General features: G+C 60.5%; 21 protein-coding genes and 1 other RNA gene. All 22 read left to right on the forward strand.

All coding sequences use genetic code 11. The features are described 5' to 3' along the window. The first annotated feature begins 30 nt into the window (after positions 1–30). Positions 31–978: a 2-hydroxyacid dehydrogenase gene (locus C5P05_RS10810; protein ID WP_114969845.1), complete on the forward strand. Its 948-nt coding sequence runs from the start codon at positions 31–33 to the stop codon at positions 976–978. A gap of 161 nt (positions 979–1,139) precedes the next feature. Next, positions 1,140–2,516 (forward strand): ABC transporter substrate-binding protein, encoded by a 1,377-nt coding sequence (locus C5P05_RS10815; protein ID WP_114969846.1) that lies wholly within the window; start codon positions 1,140–1,142, stop codon positions 2,514–2,516. Positions 2,517–2,599: 83 nt separating this feature from the next. Continuing rightward, positions 2,600–3,472, forward strand: a complete 873-nt coding sequence (locus C5P05_RS10820) for a carbohydrate ABC transporter permease (protein WP_114969847.1) — start codon at positions 2,600–2,602, stop codon at positions 3,470–3,472. Further along, positions 3,469–4,320 (forward strand): carbohydrate ABC transporter permease, encoded by an 852-nt coding sequence (locus C5P05_RS10825; RefSeq protein WP_114969848.1) that lies wholly within the window; start codon positions 3,469–3,471, stop codon positions 4,318–4,320. Before C5P05_RS10820 ends, C5P05_RS10825 begins: the two co-directional genes overlap by 4 nt. 19 nt (positions 4,321–4,339) lie before the next feature. Continuing rightward, complete coding sequence (locus C5P05_RS10830) at positions 4,340–5,410, forward strand: ABC transporter ATP-binding protein (protein WP_114969849.1); 1,071 nt, start codon at positions 4,340–4,342, stop codon at positions 5,408–5,410. Between the two features lie 13 nt (positions 5,411–5,423). Then, positions 5,424–5,999, forward strand: a complete 576-nt coding sequence (locus tag C5P05_RS10835; RefSeq protein WP_232834435.1) for a gluconokinase — start codon at positions 5,424–5,426, stop codon at positions 5,997–5,999. A 52-nt stretch (positions 6,000–6,051) separates the two neighbouring features. Then, positions 6,052–6,435, forward strand: a complete 384-nt coding sequence (locus tag C5P05_RS10840; protein ID WP_114969850.1) for a hypothetical protein — start codon at positions 6,052–6,054, stop codon at positions 6,433–6,435. A gap of 153 nt (positions 6,436–6,588) precedes the next feature. Next, entirely contained in the window at positions 6,589–7,302 is a 714-nt protein-coding gene (locus C5P05_RS10845; protein WP_114969851.1) for a TetR/AcrR family transcriptional regulator, read from the forward strand. Positions 7,303–7,307: 5 nt separating this feature from the next. Further along, entirely contained in the window at positions 7,308–9,104 is a 1,797-nt protein-coding gene (locus C5P05_RS10850) for an acyl-CoA dehydrogenase C-terminal domain-containing protein (RefSeq protein ID WP_114969852.1), read from the forward strand. A 33-nt stretch (positions 9,105–9,137) separates the two neighbouring features. After that, positions 9,138–11,537 (forward strand): 3-hydroxyacyl-CoA dehydrogenase/enoyl-CoA hydratase family protein, encoded by a 2,400-nt coding sequence (locus tag C5P05_RS10855; RefSeq protein WP_114969853.1) that lies wholly within the window; start codon positions 9,138–9,140, stop codon positions 11,535–11,537. A 51-nt stretch (positions 11,538–11,588) separates the two neighbouring features. After that, positions 11,589–11,663, forward strand: a non-coding RNA gene (locus C5P05_RS10860) — sX9 sRNA. 45 nt (positions 11,664–11,708) lie between these two features. Beyond that, positions 11,709–12,905: an acetyl-CoA C-acyltransferase gene (locus tag C5P05_RS10865; protein ID WP_114969854.1), complete on the forward strand. Its 1,197-nt coding sequence runs from the start codon at positions 11,709–11,711 to the stop codon at positions 12,903–12,905. A gap of 47 nt (positions 12,906–12,952) precedes the next feature. Beyond that, positions 12,953–13,717 (forward strand): enoyl-CoA hydratase, encoded by a 765-nt coding sequence (locus tag C5P05_RS10870; protein WP_114969855.1) that lies wholly within the window; start codon positions 12,953–12,955, stop codon positions 13,715–13,717. Positions 13,718–13,799: 82 nt separating this feature from the next. After that, positions 13,800–14,648 carry an SDR family oxidoreductase gene (locus tag C5P05_RS10875; RefSeq protein ID WP_232834436.1) on the forward strand — a complete coding sequence of 283 codons (849 nt, stop codon included), beginning with the start codon at positions 13,800–13,802 and terminating at the stop codon, positions 14,646–14,648. Positions 14,649–14,891: 243 nt separating this feature from the next. Continuing rightward, positions 14,892–15,812: a sensor histidine kinase gene (locus C5P05_RS10880; RefSeq protein ID WP_114969856.1), complete on the forward strand. Its 921-nt coding sequence runs from the start codon at positions 14,892–14,894 to the stop codon at positions 15,810–15,812. A gap of 223 nt (positions 15,813–16,035) precedes the next feature. Next, the gene (gene gspG, locus C5P05_RS10885; RefSeq protein ID WP_114969874.1) at positions 16,036–16,485 is read left to right on the forward strand and encodes a type II secretion system major pseudopilin GspG; all 450 of its coding nucleotides are present in this window, start codon (positions 16,036–16,038) and stop codon (positions 16,483–16,485) included. A 31-nt stretch (positions 16,486–16,516) separates the two neighbouring features. Beyond that, positions 16,517–17,704, forward strand: a complete 1,188-nt coding sequence (locus C5P05_RS10890) for a type II secretion system F family protein (protein WP_114969857.1) — start codon at positions 16,517–16,519, stop codon at positions 17,702–17,704. Positions 17,705–17,706: 2 nt separating this feature from the next. Next, positions 17,707–19,401 (forward strand): GspE/PulE family protein, encoded by a 1,695-nt coding sequence (locus C5P05_RS10895; protein WP_114969858.1) that lies wholly within the window; start codon positions 17,707–17,709, stop codon positions 19,399–19,401. Then, positions 19,382–20,224 (forward strand): hypothetical protein, encoded by an 843-nt coding sequence (locus C5P05_RS10900; protein WP_157979287.1) that lies wholly within the window; start codon positions 19,382–19,384, stop codon positions 20,222–20,224. The genes C5P05_RS10895 and C5P05_RS10900 overlap by 20 nt, the downstream gene beginning before the upstream one ends. A 2-nt stretch (positions 20,225–20,226) precedes the next feature. Continuing rightward, positions 20,227–20,772, forward strand: coding sequence for a hypothetical protein (locus C5P05_RS10905; protein ID WP_114969860.1), 546 nt, complete (start codon positions 20,227–20,229; stop codon positions 20,770–20,772). Further along, the gene (gene pilO / locus C5P05_RS10910; protein ID WP_157979288.1) at positions 20,769–21,323 is read left to right on the forward strand and encodes a type 4a pilus biogenesis protein PilO; all 555 of its coding nucleotides are present in this window, start codon (positions 20,769–20,771) and stop codon (positions 21,321–21,323) included. Before C5P05_RS10905 ends, pilO begins: the two co-directional genes overlap by 4 nt. Then, a partial coding sequence (locus C5P05_RS10915; RefSeq protein ID WP_198674695.1) for a hypothetical protein occupies positions 21,320–21,603 on the forward strand: 284 nt, incomplete at its 3' end. The genes pilO and C5P05_RS10915, both read left to right, overlap by 4 nt.

A 21,603-nucleotide genomic window follows, 5' to 3' on the forward strand; every position in this document is an offset into this window, starting at 1 on the left:
GCGCTTCAACCATTTCCTCTGGAGACTGAATTGTCCAAACCCGATATCCTGGCCGTTGCCAAACTGCATCCGTTTTATCTGGAGGCGCTGCAAGCCAGCTTTACCGTGCACGATCGCGCGCATGAAGCCGATGCGGCCGCGTTTGCCGAACTCGCGCCGCGCATATCTGGCATTGCGGCCATGGGCGAATCGCGAGTTTCCCGGTCGCTGCTGGCGCAGTTGCCGAACCTGAAAGTGGTGTCGGTTTTTGGCGTCGGCTATGACGGCGTTGACACCGAAGCGGCGCGGGAGCGTGGCATTTGCGTCACGCATACGCCCGATGTCTTGTCCGATGATGTAGCGGACCTGGCCATCGGGCTGATGCTGTCCATCGCCCGTCGCATTCCGCAGGCGGACCAGCATGTGCGCGCTGGCCGCTGGCCGTCGGGCCCGATGCCGCTGGGTCGCAAGGTGACCGGTGCCCGACTGGGCATCGTCGGCTTGGGCCGCATTGGCAAAGCCATCGCCCGCAGGGCGCAAGCTTTTGACATGTCCATCGCCTATACGGCGCGCTCGGAAAAACCGGAGTCCGGCTACCTCCACTACCCAAATCCCAAGGCCCTGGCGGCTGAGGTTGACTTTCTGGTGGTGATCACGCCGGGGGGCGCCGGCACGCGTCATCTGATCAACGCCGAGGTGTTGTCGGCCTTGGGCCCGAATGGCTTTTTGATCAACGTGGCGCGCGGTAGCGTGGTGGATGAATCGGCCCTTGTTCATGCCTTGCAGTCGGGGCTGATTGCCGGGGCGGCCCTGGACGTTTTTGAGAATGAACCGAACGTGCCGGCCGAACTGTGGTCCTTGGGCAATGTCGTTCTCACGCCGCACATGGCCAGCGCTACACAACAAACGCGCCAGGCGATGGCCGACCTGGCCTTTGCCAACATGAGAGCCGGACTGGCGGGGGAGCCCTTGCTCACACCCGTGCCGGAGTGTCGCTAAGCAAGGGTTTACCTTGGTTCGCCAGATAAGCTAATCGTCATATGATAGAAATCAAAGGCATGACCAGCAGCATCTCTTGCAATGCAGTGCCCCCTCTCATCTCTCTCATAGCGGTCTGATCCGCAAGCCGTTTTTTCCCTCACTACAAAAGGAGACTATCGATGAAGTTCAAACTACTTGCTACAGCGGCCTTCATGACCTCGGCCTTGTTGGCCGGCGGTCAGGCTGTGGCCCAGGAGAAGCTCACCGTCTGGTGGGTCAAGGGTTTCTACAAGGCCGAGGATGACGCCTTGTTTGCCGCCATCAAGAAATACGAAGACAAGCACAAGGGCGTCAAAATCGAACTCTCGCAGTATCCGATTCAGGACATGATTCCGAAGACCGTGGCGGCGCTGGATTCCGGCAATCCGCCGGATGTGGCCTACGCGGATGTGTATGACTTCCAGGTCACCGGCAAATGGGCTTTTGACGGCAAGCTGGAGGACATCAGCAGCGTGATGAATCCCATCCGCACCCGTTTTGCCCCGAACACGGCGGAGACGACTTTCCTGCTGAACAACCAGACCGGCGCGCGTGCCTACTATGCGTTCCCGATGAAGCAGCAGACCATGCACATCGAGTACTGGGTTGACATGCTGGCCGAGGCCGGTTTCAAGGAATCGGACATCCCGACCAAATGGAGCGATTACTGGTCGTTCTGGTGCGACAAGGCCCAAGTCGCGCACCGCCAGAAATCCGGCAAGCGCAGCTTTGGCATTGGCCAGCCCATGGGCGTGGATTCGAGTGATTCGTTCTACTCATTCCTGACTTTCATGGATGCGTACAACGTGTCCCTGGTCAGCGACAGCGGCAAGCTGCTGGTGGATGACCCCAAGGTGAAGGCCGGCTTGGTGTCTGCCTTGACCGATTACACCAATATCTACGCCCGCGGTTGCACCCCGCCGTCGTCCACCAGCTGGAAAGACCCGGACAACAATGTGGCCTTCCACAACAAGACCACCTTGATGACGCACAACGCCACGATCTCGATCGCCGCGAAGTGGCTGGACGACATGAACAACGAAGCCCTGAAGCCGGAGGAGCGGGCCCTGGCCAAGAAGAACTACACGGAAAACATCCGTACCGCGGGCTTCCCCAGCAAACCTGACGGCAGCAAGATGGTTTACCGCGCGGCCATCAAGACCGGGGTGGTGTTCTCGCAAGCCAAGAACAAGGTACGCGCCAAGGAATTTGTCAGTTTCCTGATGCAGGATGAAAATCTCACGCCGTACGTGGAAGGTTCGCTCGGACGCTGGTTCCCGGTGATGAAAACCGCGCAGGAACGCCCGTTCTGGAAAGCGGATCCGCACCGCACCTCGGTCTACAACCAGTTCAAGGCCGGCACGGTTAATTTCGAGTTCACCAAGAACTACAAGTTCACCGTCCTGAACAACGAGAACGTCTGGGCCAAGGCCATGAACCGCGTCATCAACGAGAAGGTGCCGGTTGACAAGGCTGTCGATGAAATGATCGCGCGCATCAAGACCGTCGCTAACTGATTTCGTCACCTAAAGAGAAAGGGCGGCGCAACCTTCCGGTTAAACCATTTCGGTCCACCGGCGGTTGCGCACCTTCAAAAGTCATGAGTTCCATTGCTGCCGATCAAGCCAGTTCGTCCGCCCGCCCTATTCGGCGCGGTGCGTCATCCTGGGAATTCTGGGGACGGATCTTCGTCGTTCCCTACATCCTCGTTTTCCTCGTCTTTGTTATCTACCCGGTAGGCTACGGCCTGTGGCTGGCGCGTCATCCAGACAGCTATGAGCGCTTGTTTGCGGACCCGATTTTTTTCCGCACCGTCATCAATACCGTCATCTTTGTTGTCGTTTCAGTCAATCTGAAGATGCTCCTGGCCTTGCTGCTCTCGGGCTACTTTCTGAATACGCGCTGGTGGATCAAGCTCCTGGCCGCCATATTCATACTGCCCTGGGCCGTACCGTCGATTCCCACCATTTTGTCGATGCGCTTCATGCTCAACCCTGAGTGGGGCGTCATCAATACGCTCATCTTCAATCTCACAGGATTGGATGGGCCCAACTGGCTCAATGATCCGACGCTGGCCTTGAGTTTCTCGATGCTCGCGCATATCTGGAAATCCTTGCCCTTCTGGACGCTGATCCTGTTGGCCGGGCGCATGGCGATTCCAGCCGAACAATATGAAGCGGCCTCGGTGGATGGCGCCTCCAGCCTGCAAAAGTTCAAGTTCATCACCTGGCCGTCGATGCGCAGTCTGTATTTGACATCCACCATCCTGTCGATGATCTGGACGCTGGGCGACTTCAACAGCGTCTATCTGCTGACCGGCGGCGGCCCGGCCGATTTGACCCACGTCCTCGCGACCCTGGGCATTCGCTACCTGCGACTGGATCAGGTCGATCTGTCGCTGGCATCGATCGTGGTGGCCTTGCCCCTGGTATTGCCTCTGGTGTATTTCATGATGAAAAGACTCTCCAAATGAAGCGCATCACTTTCAAGACCGTGGCCACCGAGGCCAAGCTGTTGCTGATTGGCATCCCGGTGCTGCTGTGGACGCTGATTCCGATCTACCACATGGTCCTGTTCGCGATCTCGCCGCGAGACCAAGCCACCTCGGGGCACCTGTGGCCCACGAACCCGACACTGGATAATTTTTATTTTGTGTTTGGACAAAAGCACTTCTACCTGGCGCACTTCTGGACCCAGATGGGCAACTCGCTGGTGATTGCGGTGTCGGTCGGCGCGCTGACACTGACGATCTCGACGGCCGCGGCCTTTGCCATCAGCCGCCTGAAAGTTCGCGGTGGCCGCACCGTGATGAACCTGGCCCTGTTCACCTACTTCATCCCGGCGGCGTTTCTGGCGGTCCCCATGTACAAGACCATGGGCAACTATGGTCTGCTCAACAGCCAGTGGGCGCTGATTCTGGCGATGGTGACGATTGCGTCACCGTACTGCATCTGGGTACTCAAGCAGGCGTCCGACAAGTTGCCCTTTGAATTGGACGAAGCTGCCCGGATGGACGGCGCCACCGCGCTACAACTGTTCCGGCTGGTGTACCTGCCGCTGATGGTGCCGTCGCTGGTGGCCGTCGGCACCTACGCCTTGCTGCTGGCCTGGAACGAGTACCTGTATGCGTTCCTGTTGCTGTCCAACGATACCAGCGTGACCTTGGCGGTGGCTCTGGGTAATTTTCTCTCGGCCGACGATTCACCATGGGAGCTGCTCATGACAACCGGCTTGATTTACGCCATGCCGCCAGCAGCCATTTATTACACATTCAAGCGCTACATGGTGTCTGGCCTGACGGCTGGCGCGGTGAAAAGCTAGGCAAAAAGGAATTGACTCCATGGCATCCGTATCATTTAACAAAATCGAAAAAAACTTTGGCAAGGTCAAGATCATTCACGGCATCAGTTTTGACATTGCCGATGGTGAATTCGTTGTGCTGGTCGGCCCCTCGGGCTGCGGTAAATCAACCTTGCTGCGCATGCTGGCCGGCCTGGAAGAGATCAGCGACGGTGAAATCGCCATCGATGGCCGCGTGATCAATGAACTCGACTCCAAAGACCGCGACATCGCCATGGTGTTTCAAAGCTATGCGCTGTATCCGCACATGACGGTGCGGGACAACATGGCCTTCAGTCTCAAGCTGCGCAATGCCGATACAACGCTCACCCACAAGCGCGTGGGTGATGCCGCGCGCATCCTGAACCTGGACCCGCTGCTGGACCGTTTTCCGCGCGAGCTTTCGGGGGGCCAGAGGCAACGGGTGGCGATGGGGCGGGCGATCGTGCGCGACCCCAAAGTATTTTTGTTCGACGAGCCGCTCTCCAACCTGGACGCCAAACTGCGGGTTGCCATGCGCGCCGAGATCAAGGCCTTGCACCAACGCCTGAAAACCACCACGGTCTACGTCACGCACGACCAGATCGAGGCCATGACCATGGCCGATCGCATTGTGGTGATGCATGACGGCATCATTGAACAGATCGGCACGCCGCTGGAACTGTTTGATCACCCCGGCAATCTGTTCGTGGCCCAATTCATTGGTTCTCCGTCCATGAATGTGTTCACCGGAACCTTGCGCCAGGCCGACGGACGTGCCTGGGTCGAATCCCAGGGGAATCAATGGCCCGTCGGCGCCATGGGCTCCGGGCGGGACGGGCAGACCGTGCACTACGGTGTCCGCCCCGGGGACATTGTCATCGGCGAGGCGGGGCAGGGAATCGCGGCCAAAGTGGTGGTGGTGGAGCCCACGGGCGCGGAAACCGAGCTGGTGCTTGCGGTCGGCGACACCACCTTCACGGTGGTCCTGCATGGAAGAACCACCGTCAAACCCGACGACATCATCGGGCTGCACATTGATGCGGCCAAGGTGCACTTGTTTGAAACGGACAGCGGCAAACGCCTGGATTGATATCGCGCGAGCCGTGATTTTTTCTGACATGCGGGCAGCTGTTTTTGTGGTGATGGGGGTATGCGGTTGCGGCAAAAGCACCGTGGGGCAAGGACTGGCCAGCGCACTGGGGCTTGAATTCCTGGAAGGCGATCAGCTGCATTCCGCCAGGAACATCGGACGAATGGCCGCGGGCATTGCGCTGACCGACGACGATCGGCAAGACTGGCTCGAAGTGCTGGCCGCCCGCATTCGCGATGCACGGGCGCGTGGTCGCGGCCTCGTCGTTTCCTGCTCCGCGCTCAAACGGGCTTATCGGGACATCTTGCGTGGCGGGGCTGCTGACTTGCAGGTCATCCACCTGCGGGGCGACCCTGAATTGCTGGCGACGCGCATGGCCAGTCGCCCGGGACATTACATGCCGGCATCGCTGCTTGACAGCCAGCTGGCCACCCTGGAGCCGCCCGGCCCGGATGAGCACGCCTATACCTTCGACGCGGCCATGCCGGCGGACGCCATCGTGGCTGCGGTGTTTCTCGCCAGTGAGGCCTCCAGTTTTGTCAACGGCCATATTCTTTACGTGGATGGCGGCGTCACCGCCACCCTTTGATTCAGCCCATGAATTGCGGGCACCTGCCCTATAACGTTTCGGAGAATCGCACATGTCCGTTTTCACCCAAGTCGTCCTCTACACCGATGCCGATGGCCGCGCCCGGTTTCGCGATGAAACGATAGACCTGTCCGAAGGGTCCGCCCAATCCATGCTTTCCAGAGTGTTTGAATCGGGCGGTTACCAGCTGCGCTACAGTCCGGTCGGATTTCGCAGCCAGTTTCATTGCACCGGCAATCCGCAGTGGGTGTTTATCTTGACGGGTCAAATGGAAATTGGCCTGCAGGGTGGCGTGTCCCGGGTGTTCAAGCCGGGCGAGCATTTCTATTCGGCCGATGTATTGCCTGCGGGGGCTACCTTCGACCCCGCCGTGCACGGCCACTGGAGTCGTCAGCTCGGTCCTGACCCACTGCAGACCTTGTTTGTGCGGGGCTGAACCACCGCGTCAGTGCCAGCAGCTGCATGGCGCTGCTTCAGGGTTCGGGTATACCCTTGATGACCCTAGAAAAAACTCTCTAAATACATCGGGGGATTGCAGCGGACATCAGAACTACGGCAAAATAGCACGATCGTTCTTTTTCTGCGCACCATGCCCATCTCTGAATTGCCTGATACCCCACCACGCTCCAGCAGCCGGCAAGGCTCGCGCGGGGGGCGCGCCCTGCAAAAAGGGCAACAAACCAAGCAAGCCATTGTGGATGCGGCCTTGGGCCTGGCGGCGCAGATCGGGCTGGAAGGCCTGAGCATTGGCGCCTTGGCCGAGGTGACGCAAATGAGCAAGTCGGGTGTGTTTGCCCACTTCGGCTCGCGCGAAGAGCTGCAGATTTCCGTGATTCGCGAGTACTACGCCCAGTTTGCCGACGAGGTTTTCTTTCCTGCGATGGACGAAGCCCGTGGCTTGCCGCGCGTGCGGGCGCTGTTCGCCAACTGGATGAAACGCGTGGCGGTCGAAATCCAGTCCGGCTGCATCTTCATCAGCGGGGCCGTTGAGTTTGACGACCGCCCCGGGCCCGTGCGTGACGCGCTGGCCAGCTCGGTCAAGACCTGGCTGGCGGCCCTGTACCGTGCCGTCGTTCAGGCCAAAGAGGAAGGCCACCTCCATGAAAACGCCGATGAAGAGCAAATGGCCTTCGAGATTCATGGCCTCATTCTGGCCTCGCACTACGAAGCCCGCTTTTTGAAAAACCCGTTCTCCACCGAGCGTGCCAACAAAGGCTTTGAAAACATTCTCGCGCGCTACGGCAAGCCTGCCGCGACCGCATCAACCCACCCCGCAACAACAAACCCATCCTCCAAGGAATAATCAGCATGCCTACCTACAACCCACCCCTGCGCGACATGCAATTTGTGATGCACGAAGTGCTCAAGGTCACCGACGAATTGAAAGCCATGCCGCAGCATGCTGACATGGATGTGGACACCATCAACGCCGTGCTGGAAGAAGGCGGCAAGTTTGCCGTTGACGTCGCCTTTCCGCTGAACATCAGCGGCGACACGCAAGGCTGCACGCTTGATCGGGACACCCATGTTGTCACGACGCCCAAGGGCTTCAAGGAGGCCTACGCCAAGTACGTCGAAGGCGGCTGGCCGGCACTCGGTTGCGACCCGGCCTTTGGTGGCCAGGGCTTGCCGCTGGTGGTGAACCAGCTGTTTTACGAGATGCTCAACAGCGCCAACCAGGCCTGGACCATGTACCCCGGCCTGACGCACGGCGCCTATGAGGCCCTGCACACCCACGGCACCGACGAGCAAAAGCAGACCTACCTGCACAAGATGACCAGCGGCGAATGGACCGGCTCCATGTGTCTGACCGAACCCCATTGCGGCACCGATCTGGGCCTGATGCGCACCAAGGCCGAACCCCAGGCGGACGGCACTTACAGAATCACCGGCAACAAAATTTTCATCAGCGCCGGTGAACACGACATGACCGAGAACATCATTCACCTGGTGCTGGCCCGCTTGCCCGATGCGCCCGCCGGCATCAAGGGCGTGAGCCTGTTCATCGTGCCCAAATTCCTGGTGAACAAGGATGGGTCCCTGGGTGCGCGCAACGGTGTTTACTGCGGTGGCCTGGAGCACAAGATGGGCATCCACGGCAATGCCACGGCGCAGATCGTGCTCGAGGGCGCGGTCGGCACGCTGGTGGGCCAGGCCAACAAAGGCATGCAAGGCATGTTTGTGATGATGAACGCCGCGCGCCTGGGCGTGGGCAACCAGTCGCTCGGGCTGACCGAAGTGGCCTACCAGAACGCATTGGCCTACGCCAAAGACCGCATCCAGATGCGCTCGCTGTCCGGCCCCAAAGCCAAGGACCAGCCCGCCGACCCGATCATCGTGCACCCGGATGTGCGCAAGATGCTGCTCACCGCCAAGGCCTATGCCGAAGGCGGCCGGGCCTTGATGTGCTTCAGCTTCATGCTGCTGGAGAAAGAGAACAACCACCCGGACGAGAAAGTGCGCAAGGACTCTGGCGAGATGCTGGCCATGCTTACACCCATCGTCAAGGCCTTCATCACCGACAACGGCCACATTTCCACCAATGCCTGCATGCAGGTGTTCGGCGGTCACGGCTTCATCAAGGAATGGGGCATGGAGCAGTTTGTGCGCGACAACCGCATCAACATGATTTACGAGGGCACCAACACCATCCAGTCGCTGGATCTGCTGGGTCGCAAGATTCTGGGCAACAACGGCGCCACGCTGAAGAAGTTCGGCCGGCTGGTGGGCCAATTGGTGGAAGAAGAAGGTGTCAACGAGAAGATGGCCGAATTCATCACCCCGATTGCCATCCTCGGCGACCAGATGACCAAGTTCACCACCGAGATCGGTTTCAAGGGCTTTCAGAACCCCGACGAGGTGGGCGCGGCGGCCGTGGACTATCTGCGGGTGGCAGGCCACCTGGTGTTCGGCTACTTCTGGGCCCGCATGGCGCAAGTTGCGCTGCGTGAAATCGCCGCCGGCAATGCCGACCCCTTCTACCTGGCCAAGCTGCAGACGGCGCGTTTCTACTTTGCCAAACTGTTCCCGGAAACCGCCAGCCTCATGCGCGCGGCGCGCGCCGGCAGCAAAGTGTTGATGGACACGGATGCCGCCCTGGCCTGAAGCCGGTAGCTCACTCACAAGTCAGGAATCAATATGTCCCGCTTTCAAGTTAAAAAAGTCGCCGTGCTCGGTGCCGGCGTGATGGGTGCGCAAATTGCCGCCCACCTGGTCAATGTCAAGGTGCCCGTCATTCTGTTTGACCTGCCCGCCAAGGAGGGGCCGAAGAACGGCATCGTGACCCGTGCCATCGACGGCCTGAAAAAGCTCAAGCCCGCGCCCCTGGGCGTGGCGGAAGACGCCGGGCTGATCCAGCAGGCCAATTACGAAGAGCACATGGAGCTGCTCAAGGACTGCGATCTGGTGATCGAAGCCATCGCCGAACGCATGGACTGGAAGCTCGATCTGTACAAAAAGATCGCGCCCTTTTTGGCGCCGCACGCCATCGTGGCATCCAACACCTCGGGCCTGTCCATCACCCAACTGAGCGAAGCGCTGCCGGAGGCCATCAAGCCGAATTTTTGCGGCATTCATTTCTTCAACCCGCCCCGCTACATGATGCTGGTGGAGCTGATCAACACGCCCACCACGCAGCCGCAAATCCTCGACGACCTGGAAGCCTTTGTCACCAGCACCCTGGGCAAGGGCGTGGTGCGGGCCAAGGATTCCCCCAACTTCATCGCCAACCGCGTCGGCATCGCCGGCATGCTGGCGACCATGAAAGAGGTGGAGAATTTTGGCCTGACGTATGACGTGGTCGATGACCTCACCGGCAAAAAACTGGGCCGCGCCAGCTCCGGTACTTTCCGCACCGCGGACGTGGTCGGGCTGGACACCATGGCCCATGTGATCAAGACCCTGCAGGACACCTTGACGCTGGAGACCGATCCTTTCTTTGAGAGTTTTGCCACGCCCGAGGTGCTCAAGACCTTGCTGGAAATGGGCAACCTGGGCCAGAAAGCCAAGGCGGGATTTTTCAAGAAGGTGGGGCGCGATATTCTGCGTTTCGATCTGGCCACGAAAGACTACGTGCCGGGCGGTCAAAAGGGCGACGAGGTCTATGGCCGCATGCTGAAAAAGCCCGCCGCCGAACGCTTGAAATTGCTGCGCGACAGCGAAGGCGCGCAAGGCCGATTCCTGTGGGCCATTCTGCGCAACAGCTTTCATTACGCTGCCGTGCACCTGGCGTCGATTGCGGACAACGCGCGCGATGTGGACTTCTGCATGCGCTGGGGCTTTGGTATGAAGCAAGGCCCGTTCGAACTCTGGCAGGAAGCCGGCTGGCTGACCGTGGCCCATATGATCAAGGAAGACATCGACGCCGGCAAGGCGCTGTGCCAAGCGCCGCTGCCGGATTGGGTCTTCAACGGCCCGGTGCCCGACGCCGGTGGCGTGCACACGCCACAAGGTTCTTGGAACCCCAGCACGGGGCAGTTTGTGCTGCCGCGCAGCCTGCCGGTGTATGCGCGGCAACACTTCCCCGAGCGCGTGCTCGGCGCCGAGGCGCCCAAGGCTGAAACGGCGGGCAAGACGCTGCATGAAGACGACGCCATTCGCCTGTGGACGCTCGACGACGAGGTGCTGATTGCCAGCATCAAGACCAAGATGCACGCCATCAGCCCCGGCGTCGTGGAAGGCCTGATGCACGGCCTGGAACTGGCCGAGGCCGGCTACCAGGGTCTGGTGATCTGGTCGCCGGACGAGATGTTCTCCGCTGGTGCCGATCTGCAGGCCATGCTGCCGGCCTTCATGATGGCCGGCGTGGCTGCGATTGACGGTGCTGAGGCCGAGATGCAACAGGCCATGCTCAAGCTGCGCTACGCCAATGTGCCCGTGGTGTCGGCCGTGCGGGGTTTGGCGCTCGGCGGTGGCTGCGAACTGGCGGTGTATTCCGCGCGGCGTGTGGTCGCCATGGAGAGCTACATCGGTCTGGTGGAAGTGGGCGTCGGCCTGGTGCCCGGTGCCGGTGGTCTGACCTACATCGCGCGGCGTGCGGCTGAAAATGCAGCCACTTCGACCGGCAAGGATCTGCTGCCCTTCCTGACCGAAGGCTTCACGGCCGCGGCCATGGCCAAGGTGGGCACCAGCGCGCTGGAGTCGCGCAAGCTGGGTTATTTGCTGGACAGCGATGTCATCGTGCCGCACAAGGACGAACTGCTGTTTGTTGCGATCAACGAGGCCAAGGCCTTGTTCAATGGCGGCTACCGCGCGCCGCACAAGCGCCAGTTCGCCGTGGCAGGTCGCAGCGGTGTGGCCACCATCAAGGGCTCGCTGGTCAATATGCGCGACGGCGGTTTCATCAGCGCGCACGATTTCCATATCGCCAGCCTGATTGCCAATGTGGTCTGTGGCGGCGATGTGGATGCGGGAAGTCTGGTGGACGAGGAATACCTGATGACGCTGGAGCGTCGGGCCTTTTGCGAGCTGCTGGTCCACCCCAAAACGCAGGAACGCATCATGGGCATGATGTCCACCGGCAAGCCGGTTCGTAATTGATAAAGCTACTGCGCGCTCGCCATGCGTCGTTGGGCGGTGCTCGGAATCCTCACGTACAGGGAGTACGTTCCGGTTCCTGCGCTCCGTCCGCCTAGCCTGACGACCGCTCGCTACGCTTTCTCAATCACGAACCCTCCCGCATTAATTGAGTGATCTGTTGAAAGGATCTATATGAAACAAATTCAAGAAGCCTATATCGTTGCCGCCACGCGCACGCCTATTGGCCGTTCGCATCGCGGGTTTTTCCGCAATACGCGCCCGGACGATCTGCTGGTCAAGGCCTTGCAGGCGGCGCTGGCGCAAGTGCCTTCGCTGGACCCGAAGGTGATTGAAGACCTGATTTGCGGCTGCGCCATTCCCGAGGGCCCGCAAGGCCTGAACATCGCGCGCATCGGCGCCGTGCTGGCGGGTTTGCCGACCAGCGTCGGCGGCATCACCGTCAACCGCTTTTGCGCGTCAGGTTTGAGCGCGGTACAAATGGCGGCCGACCGGATTCGCGTCGGTGAAGCCGACGTGATGATCGCCGCCGGCGTGGAGAGCATGAGCATGGTGCCGATGATGGGCAACACGCCGTCACTGTCGCCGGCGATGTTCAACAACGACGAGAACATCGGCATTGCTTACGGCATGGGCCTGACCGCCGAGAAGGTGGCGACGCAGTGGAAAATCAGCCGCGAAGCGCAGGACGCGTTTGCCGTCGAGTCCCACAAACGCGCCCTGGCGGCCATGGAAGCCGGCCACTTCGCCGATGAAATGACGCCGGTGGAAGTGATTGACCGTTCCCCCAATCTGGCGACCGGCGAAGTCATCGAGAAGAAACGACTGGTCAGCCTGGACGAAGGCGCGCGTTTTGATACCTCGATGGAAGGCCTGATCAAGCTGAAAACGCCGTTTGCCGCGCGCGGTTCGGTCACGGCCGGCAACAGTTCGCAAACCTCGGACGGGGCCGGCGCCCTGATCTTGGCCAGCGAAAAAGCGGTGAAACAATTTGGCCTGAAACCGCTGGCGCGATTCGTCAGTTTTGCGTCCAAAGGCGTGCCGCCGCACATCATGGGCATCGGCCCGATCGAGGCCATTCCGGCGGCGCTGCGCTACGCCGGCCTGAAGCAGGACGACATCGACTGGATCGAGCTCAACGAGGCCTTTGCCGCGCAGTCGCTGGCCGTCATCAATACCTTGGGGCTGGACCCGGCCAAGGTCAACCCCATGGGCGGCGCCATTGCGCTGGGCCATCCGCTGGGTGCCACCGGCGCCATCCGCGCAGCCACCGCCATCCATGCGCTGCATCGCAACAATCTGCGTTACAGCATGGTCTCCATGTGCGTCGGCATGGGCCAGGGCGCGGCCGGTATTTTCGAGCGCGTGTAGCCGTACAGGCTGCGCGACGTATTTGCTCCTCACAACCGAGAACCACCATGACCGAGATATTGATCGACACCAGCGCCAGCGTGATGACCATCACCTTGAACCGCGTGGACAAGAAAAACTCCCTTACCGGTGCGATGTATGCGGCCATGGCCGATGCCCTGGCACAGGCCGAGGCGGATGCCACGGTTCATGTGGTCGTGTTCCAGGGACATGAGACCATTTTCAGTGCCGGCAACGACATTGGCGATTTTCTCAATGTTCCGCCCGCCGGCCAGGACTCGCCGGTGTTCCGCTTTTTGCGCGGCATCAGCAGCTTTCCCAAGCCGCTGGTGGCGGCGGTGTGCGGTCCGGCGGTCGGCATTGGCACCACCCTGCTGTTTCATTGCGACTTGGTTTATGCCGGGGACAACGTGCAGTTCTCTCTGCCCTTCGTCAACCTGGGCCTGTGTCCCGAAGCGGCGTCCAGCTACCTGGCACCGCAGCTGATGGGCTATGGCCGCGCCGCCGAGGCGCTGCTGCTGGGCGAGCCCTTCAAGGCCGAGGCAGCGCTGGAGATGGGGTTGATCAGCCGCATCGTGCCGCCGGCCGAAGCCGCCGCGCTGGCGCAGCGCCAGGCCCAGAAGCTGGCCGCCAAACCCATGAGTTCATTGATCGAGACCAAGCGCCTGATGAAAAAAAGTCAGGCCGGCGTCGTGGCCGAGCGCATGGTGGAAGAGGGCGCCAGCTTCGCCCGCATGCTGCGCGAGCCGGCGGCCCGCGAGGCCTTCACCGCGTTCATGGAGAAGCGCAAGCCGGATTTCTCGAAAATTTAAAGAAAACAGGCCTCTAGCCCTCGTCGAATAAGCGTAAGCAGCTATTTTTTGCATAGCAAAAACATCATCAGGAGAAGTAAGCATGACTGACATGAAACCGGCCGCCAGCCTGAAGGGCAAGACCTTGTTCATCACCGGCGCCTCGCGCGGCATTGGCCTGGCCATTGCCAAGCGCGCGGCGCTGGATGGCGCCAACATCGTCATCGTGGCCAAGACCACCGACCCCAATCCCAAGCTGCCCGGCACCATCTACAGCGCGGCCCAGGAGATCGAAGCCGCCGGCGGCCGCGCGCTGCCGCTGTCGGTGGACATCCGCGACGAAGAGGCTGTGCTGGCGGCCGTGGCCAAGGCCGTGGCGACCTTTGGCGGTATCGACATCCTGGTGAACAACGCCAGCGCCATCAGCCTGACCAACACCGAAGCCACGCCCATGAAACGCTTCGACTTGATGAACGGCGTCAATGCGCGCGGCACTTACCTGTGCACCATGGCCTGCCTGCCCGAGCTGAAAAAATCAGCGGCGGCCGGGCGCAACCCGCAGGTGCTGACCATGTCACCGCCGCTGTCCATGCGGACGCACTGGTTCGAAAATCACACCGCCTACACCATGGCCAAGTACGGCATGAGCATGTGCACCTTGGGCCATGCGGGCGAGTTCAAGAAATACGGCATTGGCGTCAACAGCCTGTGGCCGCGGACCGCCATCGCCACCGCGGCCATGCAGATGATTCCGGGCGTGGACGTGGCCTTGTGCCGCAAACCGGACATCCTGTCGGATGCGGCCTGGCTGGTTCTGACCAGCGCCAGCTCAAACACCGGCAATTTCTACATTGACGATACCCTGCTGGCAGCGCACGGCATCACCGATCTGGAAAAGTATTCGGTGACACCCGGCACCCGAAATTTCATTCCGGATTTCTTCGTCGATTGATTTCTTGCCGGCTCACGCTGGTACGGCTGGGCGTGACACCGTCGAACAGGCGCCACGGTGAATGGTTGCACTCAGTAACTGCGGTATACATATTGATACAGCTTGAGAATGCGCAAGATGGAAGCGCGCGGCGAAATGAGAATCGTGTGAAGGCGTCGGAGTCAATGTGGCTGACCGCTGATGCGAGGGGTGGGACCGAAGTGCAGGCTTGAGTAGTCCACCTGAGTGAAGTTGACCCCTGTGATGGACAGCTTGCTGTGCTCAAGAAAGGAGTTCGAAATTCCTACTACCAGATCGTCGTATCCGGCACAATTCCGTCAGAAATTGGTCGAGCTGGTTCAAGCTGGAGGCAATCCCGGTGACTTGGCCAAAGAGTTTCGCTGCCACATCTCCAGCATCCTGAGCTGGGTACGTAAAGCCCAACCGACCACGATCAGCGCGGCAGGCAAGGGGGGAGGCCTGAGCGCAGTAGAGCGCCAGGAACTCATGGAGCTACGGAGAATTTCCGGCCTGTTGGTGTCGATTCAGGAGAATGAACGAAGGCGGATCTCATCGGATTTACACGACGGGCTGGGGCAGTCGCTCAGCCTGATCAAACTATTGATCGAAAACTGCGCCATGCGGCTGGCCGCGGGCGCGACTGACGAGGCAAGCGAGTCGCTGCAGCAGCTGATACCCCACGTCAAGGAGGCAGTGGCCGAGTTGCGCCGCGTTTCCACCGATTTACGCCCGTCGATACTTGATGATCTGGGCATCCTGCCTACCCTCTCCTGGTTTTTCCGTGAATACGAGGCCGCCTGCGCCAATATTGCCATCGAGAAGATCATCAATGTTGCCGAGCACGAAGTGCCGGTGCCACTGCATCTCCCTCTCTACCGTATTCTTCAGGAAGCCATCCACAACATCGTCAAGCACGCTGCGGCCGACCGGGTGCGCGTCAGTCTTGACCGTTTCGATGATGTGCTTCTGTTTCTGATCGAGGACAACGGTCGCGGATTTGATCTGGACGGCATCAAGTGCGTTGAAGGTCAAATCAGAGGGTTGGGACTGCGCAGCATGGAGGAGCGCGCATCCGTCTCAGGCGGCACCTACCACCTCAGGTCCGCGCCCGGGCAAGGCACCGGCATCTGGGTGTCCTGGCCTTGCAGGCAGTTCCTGCGCTAGAGCCGAATCCTTTTCCGCGTCCAAAACGCAGCGCGCAACAAGCGTCGCCCCGACCGAGCGCTGCTACGCAGTTTGGCCATCTGAAAATACCGACTTCTATGTATGAACGTATACCGTGATTCACCCAGAGCCAGATCGCGCCTGTGGCGCTAAAGTTAAAACAACGCCAGTAAGACATTTGTCAGTGATGGTCGGCTTGGGGCGGGTACGGGAGGGTGTGAATATGAAGAAAACAGGGCATGACAGCGGGTGGGGGGGCGCACGCCGAAACAGCAGGGGTTTTACCCTGCTTGAGTTGCTGGTGGTCATGGTGATCATCGGCCTTCTGGTCGGCTACGTCGGGCCTAAATACTTTTCCCAGATTGGCAAGTCGGAGATCAAGGCCGCACGGGCCCAGATCAACGCCTTGGGTAAGGCGCTGGATCAGTTCCGGCTCGACAGCGGGCATTACCCCACCGCCGAGCAGGGGCTGGTGGCCCTTGTCGATCGTCCGGCCAACGAGGCCAAATGGGATGGCCCGTACCTGAGTAAAGCGGTTCCACCCGACCCCTGGGGCAATCCCTACGTGTTCATCATGCCGGGCGAGCATGGGGAATATGACTTGTTGTCGTATGGCAAGGACGGCAAGCCTGGCGGCGAGGGAGAAGCCGCAGAAATAACGAACTGGCAGTAGGCAAGCAACTATCCGATGTGGGAGAAGCACCATGCACTATGAGGTCAAGGCATTACGCGGCGACGAGTTGACGGCATTGGCGCTGGAGGCCGTGGATGCCGGCGATGCCGCGATCCAGGCGCAAGATCAGGGGTATACGGTTATCGGAATCAAGCCGAAAGCGGGCTGGCTGATGTGGCGCAAACCCGGCACGGGTAGATTTGCACTGGTCTTGTTCAGCCAGGAACTGCTGGCTCTTCTGGAGGCGGGGCTATCCCTGGTGGAGTCATTGGAAACCCTGGCCGACAAGGAGCAGCAGCCCGAAATCCAGAAAACGCTTAGGCAGATTATCACCAGCCTCTACGAAGGGCATACCTTTTCTCATGCGTTGCAGCATTCGCCCGCGACCATTCCGCTGCTGTATGTTGCGACCGTCCGCGCCTGTGAAAAAACGGGCGGTTTGCCCGAAGCCTTGTCGCGCTACGTAGCCTATCAATCGCAGATGGATGCCGTCAAGCGGCAGGTGGTCAGTGCATCGATTTATCCACTCCTGTTGGCCGGGGTTGGCGCGCTGGTGACCCTGTTTTTGATGGTGTACGTCGTGCCGCGTTTCAGTCACATCTATGGGGATATTGGCGGTGACTTGCCGCTGATGTCGCGGCTGCTGATGCGTTGGGGCCAGATGCTGGACACCAATGGCCCAGCCCTTTTGACGGTCACCGCCGTGGCGCTGCTCGCGGCCATCTATACGATCACCCGCCCAGTCAGCAAGCGGTGGATGATGCGCAAACTGCTGAAAATCCCCAGCCTCGGCGGACGACTGCATGTTTTTCAGCTTGCCCGCTTTTACCGTTCGCTCGGCATGCTGCTGCGTGGCGGCATGCCGGTGGTGACTTCCCTGCAGATGGTGTCCGACCTGCTGGAGTCCTCCCTGCGGGGCCAGTTGGCGCTGGCCTCGGCGAGCATCCGTGAAGGCCATGCGCTTTCCAAGGCCATGGATCAATACGGCCTCACCACGCCGGTGGCTTCACGCATGCTGCGCGTGGGCGAGCGCACCGGGCGCATGGGCGAGATGATGGAGCGCATCGCGGCGTTTTACGAGGACGAGACGGCGCGCTGGGTCGAGCGTTTCACCAAGCTGTTCGAGCCCCTGCTGATGGTGTTTATCGGATTGATCATCGGCGGCATCGTGGTGCTGATGTATGTCCCGATCTTTGAACTTGCGGGGAACATCCAGTGAATATGGCAGAGCCAATCGACGTCAGCGCCGGGCCCGGATTCTCGCCGGCGCAGGTGCAGGCGGCGCGTAGCGCGGCACAGCAGGCGCAGCGCGCTATCGTGGAGGTGCTGGAGGAGCAGTCCGGACTTGATCCGCTGCGCTTTGTACAGACGCTGGCGATGACGCTGCATTTCCCCGCCGCGGCGATGGAGGAGCTGAACCGCATGAACCCGGCCTTCGACGTGCTACCGTTTGCCGAGGCGCTGGAACGCGAGTGTCTGGCCCTGCGCGACGAGAACGATGCGCTGGTGCTGGTCATGGGCGATCCTTTCAATAGCGAGCTGCAGGCATGGGCTGAGCAGCGCGTGGCCGCCCGGTTCAGCTGGCGCCTTGCGCATCGTGCCGACGTGGCTGCGTACCTGGCGCGTCACGAGGAAACACTGCATGCCATGGATGGCCTGCTGCCCAGCGGCGACCGCAACCCCAGCGCGCAGTGCGGGGCCGCCGACCTGTCATTCAAGAGTATCAGTGAAGACACCAGCCCGGTGGTCAGGTTGGTGCACTCGACCGTCTATGACGCGCTGAAAGCGTCAGTGAGCGATATTCATCTGGAGACCACGCCCGGCGGCCTGAGTATTCGCTACCGCATCGACGGTGTGCTGACCGCGGTGGGATCGCTGGCGGGGCTGGAGCTGGCAGAGCAGGTTATTTCCCGCATCAAGATCATGTCCGAGCTCGACATCGCCGAGCGTCGAATACCCCAGGACGGCCGCTTCAAGGTGTCTGTGCAGGGGCACGAGGTGGATTTCCGTGTGTCCATCATGCCGAGCATCTTCGGCGAGGATGCGGTGCTGCGCATTCTCGACAAGCAAGCCTTGTCCGATCAGATCAAGGGGCTGCGCCTCAACTATCTCGGCTTCGACGATCACACCCTGAACCAACTGCGCCGCCTGGCCCGCGAGGCCTACGGCATGCTGCTGGTGACCGGCCCTACCGGCTCGGGCAAGACCACCACGCTGTACGCCGCGATCACCGAGATCAACCACGGCCTGGACAAGATCGTCACCATCGAGGATCCGGTCGAATACCAGTTGCCCGGCGTTCTGCAGATTCCCGTGAATGAGAAAAAGGGATTGACCTTTGCTCGCGGCCTGCGTTCCATCCTGCGCCACGATCCCGACAAGATCATGGTCGGCGAGATTCGTGATCCTGAGACCGCGCAGATTGCGGTGCAGTCGGCATTGACGGGCCACCTGGTGTTCACCACCGTACACGCCAACAACGTGTTCGATGTGATTGGCCGCTTCATCCACATGGGGGTTGACCCTTACAGCTTCGTTTCGGCGATGAACGGCATCATGGCGCAGCGGCTGCTGCGGGTGAGCTGCCTGCATTGCGTCGACAAGGATCAGCCCGACGCCAGTTTGCTGGCGGATTCCGGTATCCCCACCGAGCTGGCACACAGCATGAACTTTCGTGCCGGGCGCGGCTGCGGACATTGTCGCGGCACCGGCTTCAAGGGACGCCGCGCCATCGGCGAAATCCTGCACCTGAACGACGAAATCCGCGAAGCCATCATTGCCCGCCAGCCGATTCGCGCCATTCGCGAGGCGGCCGCACGCAACGGAACCCGCTTTTTGCGCGACATTGCGCTGGAGATGGTGGGGCGGGGCGAAACCACCTTACAGGAGATCAACCGTGTCACCCTGGTCGCATAAGGAAATGCAGGTGCTGCTCAGCCCCGACCAGGTGACACTGCTGTCGGTGCAACGCACGCTCACTTGGCGTGGTTTGCGCCGCACCATGCACGATCCGCACAGGGTGTGCTGCAATAGCGCAATTGGCGCCCAACCGTGGCGCGCTGCAGTGCAGGCACTGGAGACGGCACTGTCTGAAAGTTCGGGTGGAAAGACCACGGCCACGGTCATCCTCTCCAACCATTTTTTGCGCTACGCCATGGTGCCCTGGCGTGCCGAACTGGCCAATGCGGAAGAGGATTTGTCCTTCGCCCGCCATTGCTTCACCAGGGTGTATGGAAAAGCCGCCCTGCAGTGGGAAATTCGCCTGAACGAACAACCGCCTGAAATGCCCAGACTGGCCAGCGCGGTGGATGCGGAGTTGCTTGATGCCCTGAGGGGTGTGTTTAACGCAGCAGGCCTTACCCTGCAATCTGTGCAACCCCATCTGATGGCAGCCTTCAATAGTTTCAGAGGTCACCTGCGGCAGCGCAGCGCATGGTTTGCGCTGCTTGAACCGGGCAATCTGTGTCTTGCCCTGCTACACAAGGGGCACTGGTCACGGGTACGTAGTCAACGGGTTGACAGCACATGGCGTGAGGAACTCCCGCTGATTCTTGATCGGGAGGTTTATCTGGCCGATGACACGGCGCTGCCGCATGAGGTTTATGTATGCCATGGCGAATCTGCTGACACTGTGCTCCCAGCCATCGATCCATGGCAGTTCCATCCGCTCCCCCTTGTGCCGGCGCCAGGCGTGGCGTCGGCACAAGGTGAGAATTTCACCATGGCCATGGAGGGGTGATCATGATGCGTGCCCTGCAACTCGACTATCAGCGTGCCTATAAACCCGTGCCGTGGCTGGGGCTGGGGATTCTGGTCGTGGCCCTGATCGGGCTCGCCGTGATGTTCGGCTATCACCAGACGCTGAACCAGCAGATCACCTTTTGGGAAAGAAAGGTCGAGCAGATCGAACGGCTGTCCAGTCACCGCGCGCTTGTGTCGCGACCGCTCACGGAACAGGCCGCGCGTGCGCAAAGGCTGGAGGTCGAACAGGCCAACCAGGTGGTGCGCCAGCTTGGCCTGCCCTGGAACGCGCTATTCAATGCAGTAGAAACCTCGGGCGGGCAAAACATTGCGCTGCTGTCGCTGGAGCCTGACCTGCACAAAGGTACCGTGAAAATCAGCGGCGAAGCAAAGGATCTCAACGCTTTGCTGAACTACGTGAAGCTACTCTCGACGCGCGAAGAGTTCAGCAGCGTCATGCTGCAGAACCACCAGATTCGGCAGGACGACCCGGAAAAGCCGGTTCTATTTTCCCTGCTCGGCCACTGGAAGGAGACTGCACCGTGAAGCTCCGCCTGTCTTCCCATATGCGACGCAAAGGCATCCAGCTGGGCCGGCCGGGTGCCATCGGTGCGGGCGGGCTTGTGATGTGCCTGGCGCTCTACTTCTCAATCGTGCAACCGGCGCAGCAGCGCTTGGACACGGTCCGCCTGAGTGTCAGCTCGTTGCATGGGCAAACTGCACAAGCGCGCCGGGCGACGAAGGAGGGTGCGCGCCCGCTGGACGAACAACTCGCCGCCTTCTATGGGATCTTCCCCAGCGAGCATGACGCGACCGACTGGGTCGGCAAGATTGCGGTTATCGCTCAGCGTGACGGACTTAATCTACAACAGGCCGAGTACAAGGCGGAACGCGACAAAACCGGCAAACTGACCCGTTTCCAGATGAGCCTGCCGCTCAAGGGCGAGTATCAAACAATACGCAGGTTTCTTTCCGACCTGCGCGCCGAAATACCGATCGTTTCGCTGGAACAGGTGCAGTTTGAGCGGCAGAAAGTGGGCGACCCACTGGTCGATGCCAAAGTGAGGTTGGTCATTTATCTGGGGAAACCATCATGAGCGTGCGGCGGTGGCGGCTACGCGCGCTGTTCGGTGCGCTGGCCGTGACAATCATTCTGTCAGGGGGTGTTGGAAAGGAATGGAATAGCGCCGATGAAGTGGTTCGGCCTGCGCCAACGCGCATGTCACCCGTGTCCAGAAAGCCGACCCAGCTACAGCCACATATTGAGCTGGAACGCCTGCAGCGGCAGGATGCCCCCGCAGACACCGACAAGGTGAGCAGCAATGCTTTTGGTGCGATGACCTGGTATGTGCCGCCCCCGCCCCCACCGCCCAAGTC

This window comes from Rhodoferax ferrireducens, assembly GCF_003347515.1.
Taxonomy (GTDB): domain Bacteria; phylum Pseudomonadota; class Gammaproteobacteria; order Burkholderiales; family Burkholderiaceae_C; genus Rhodoferax.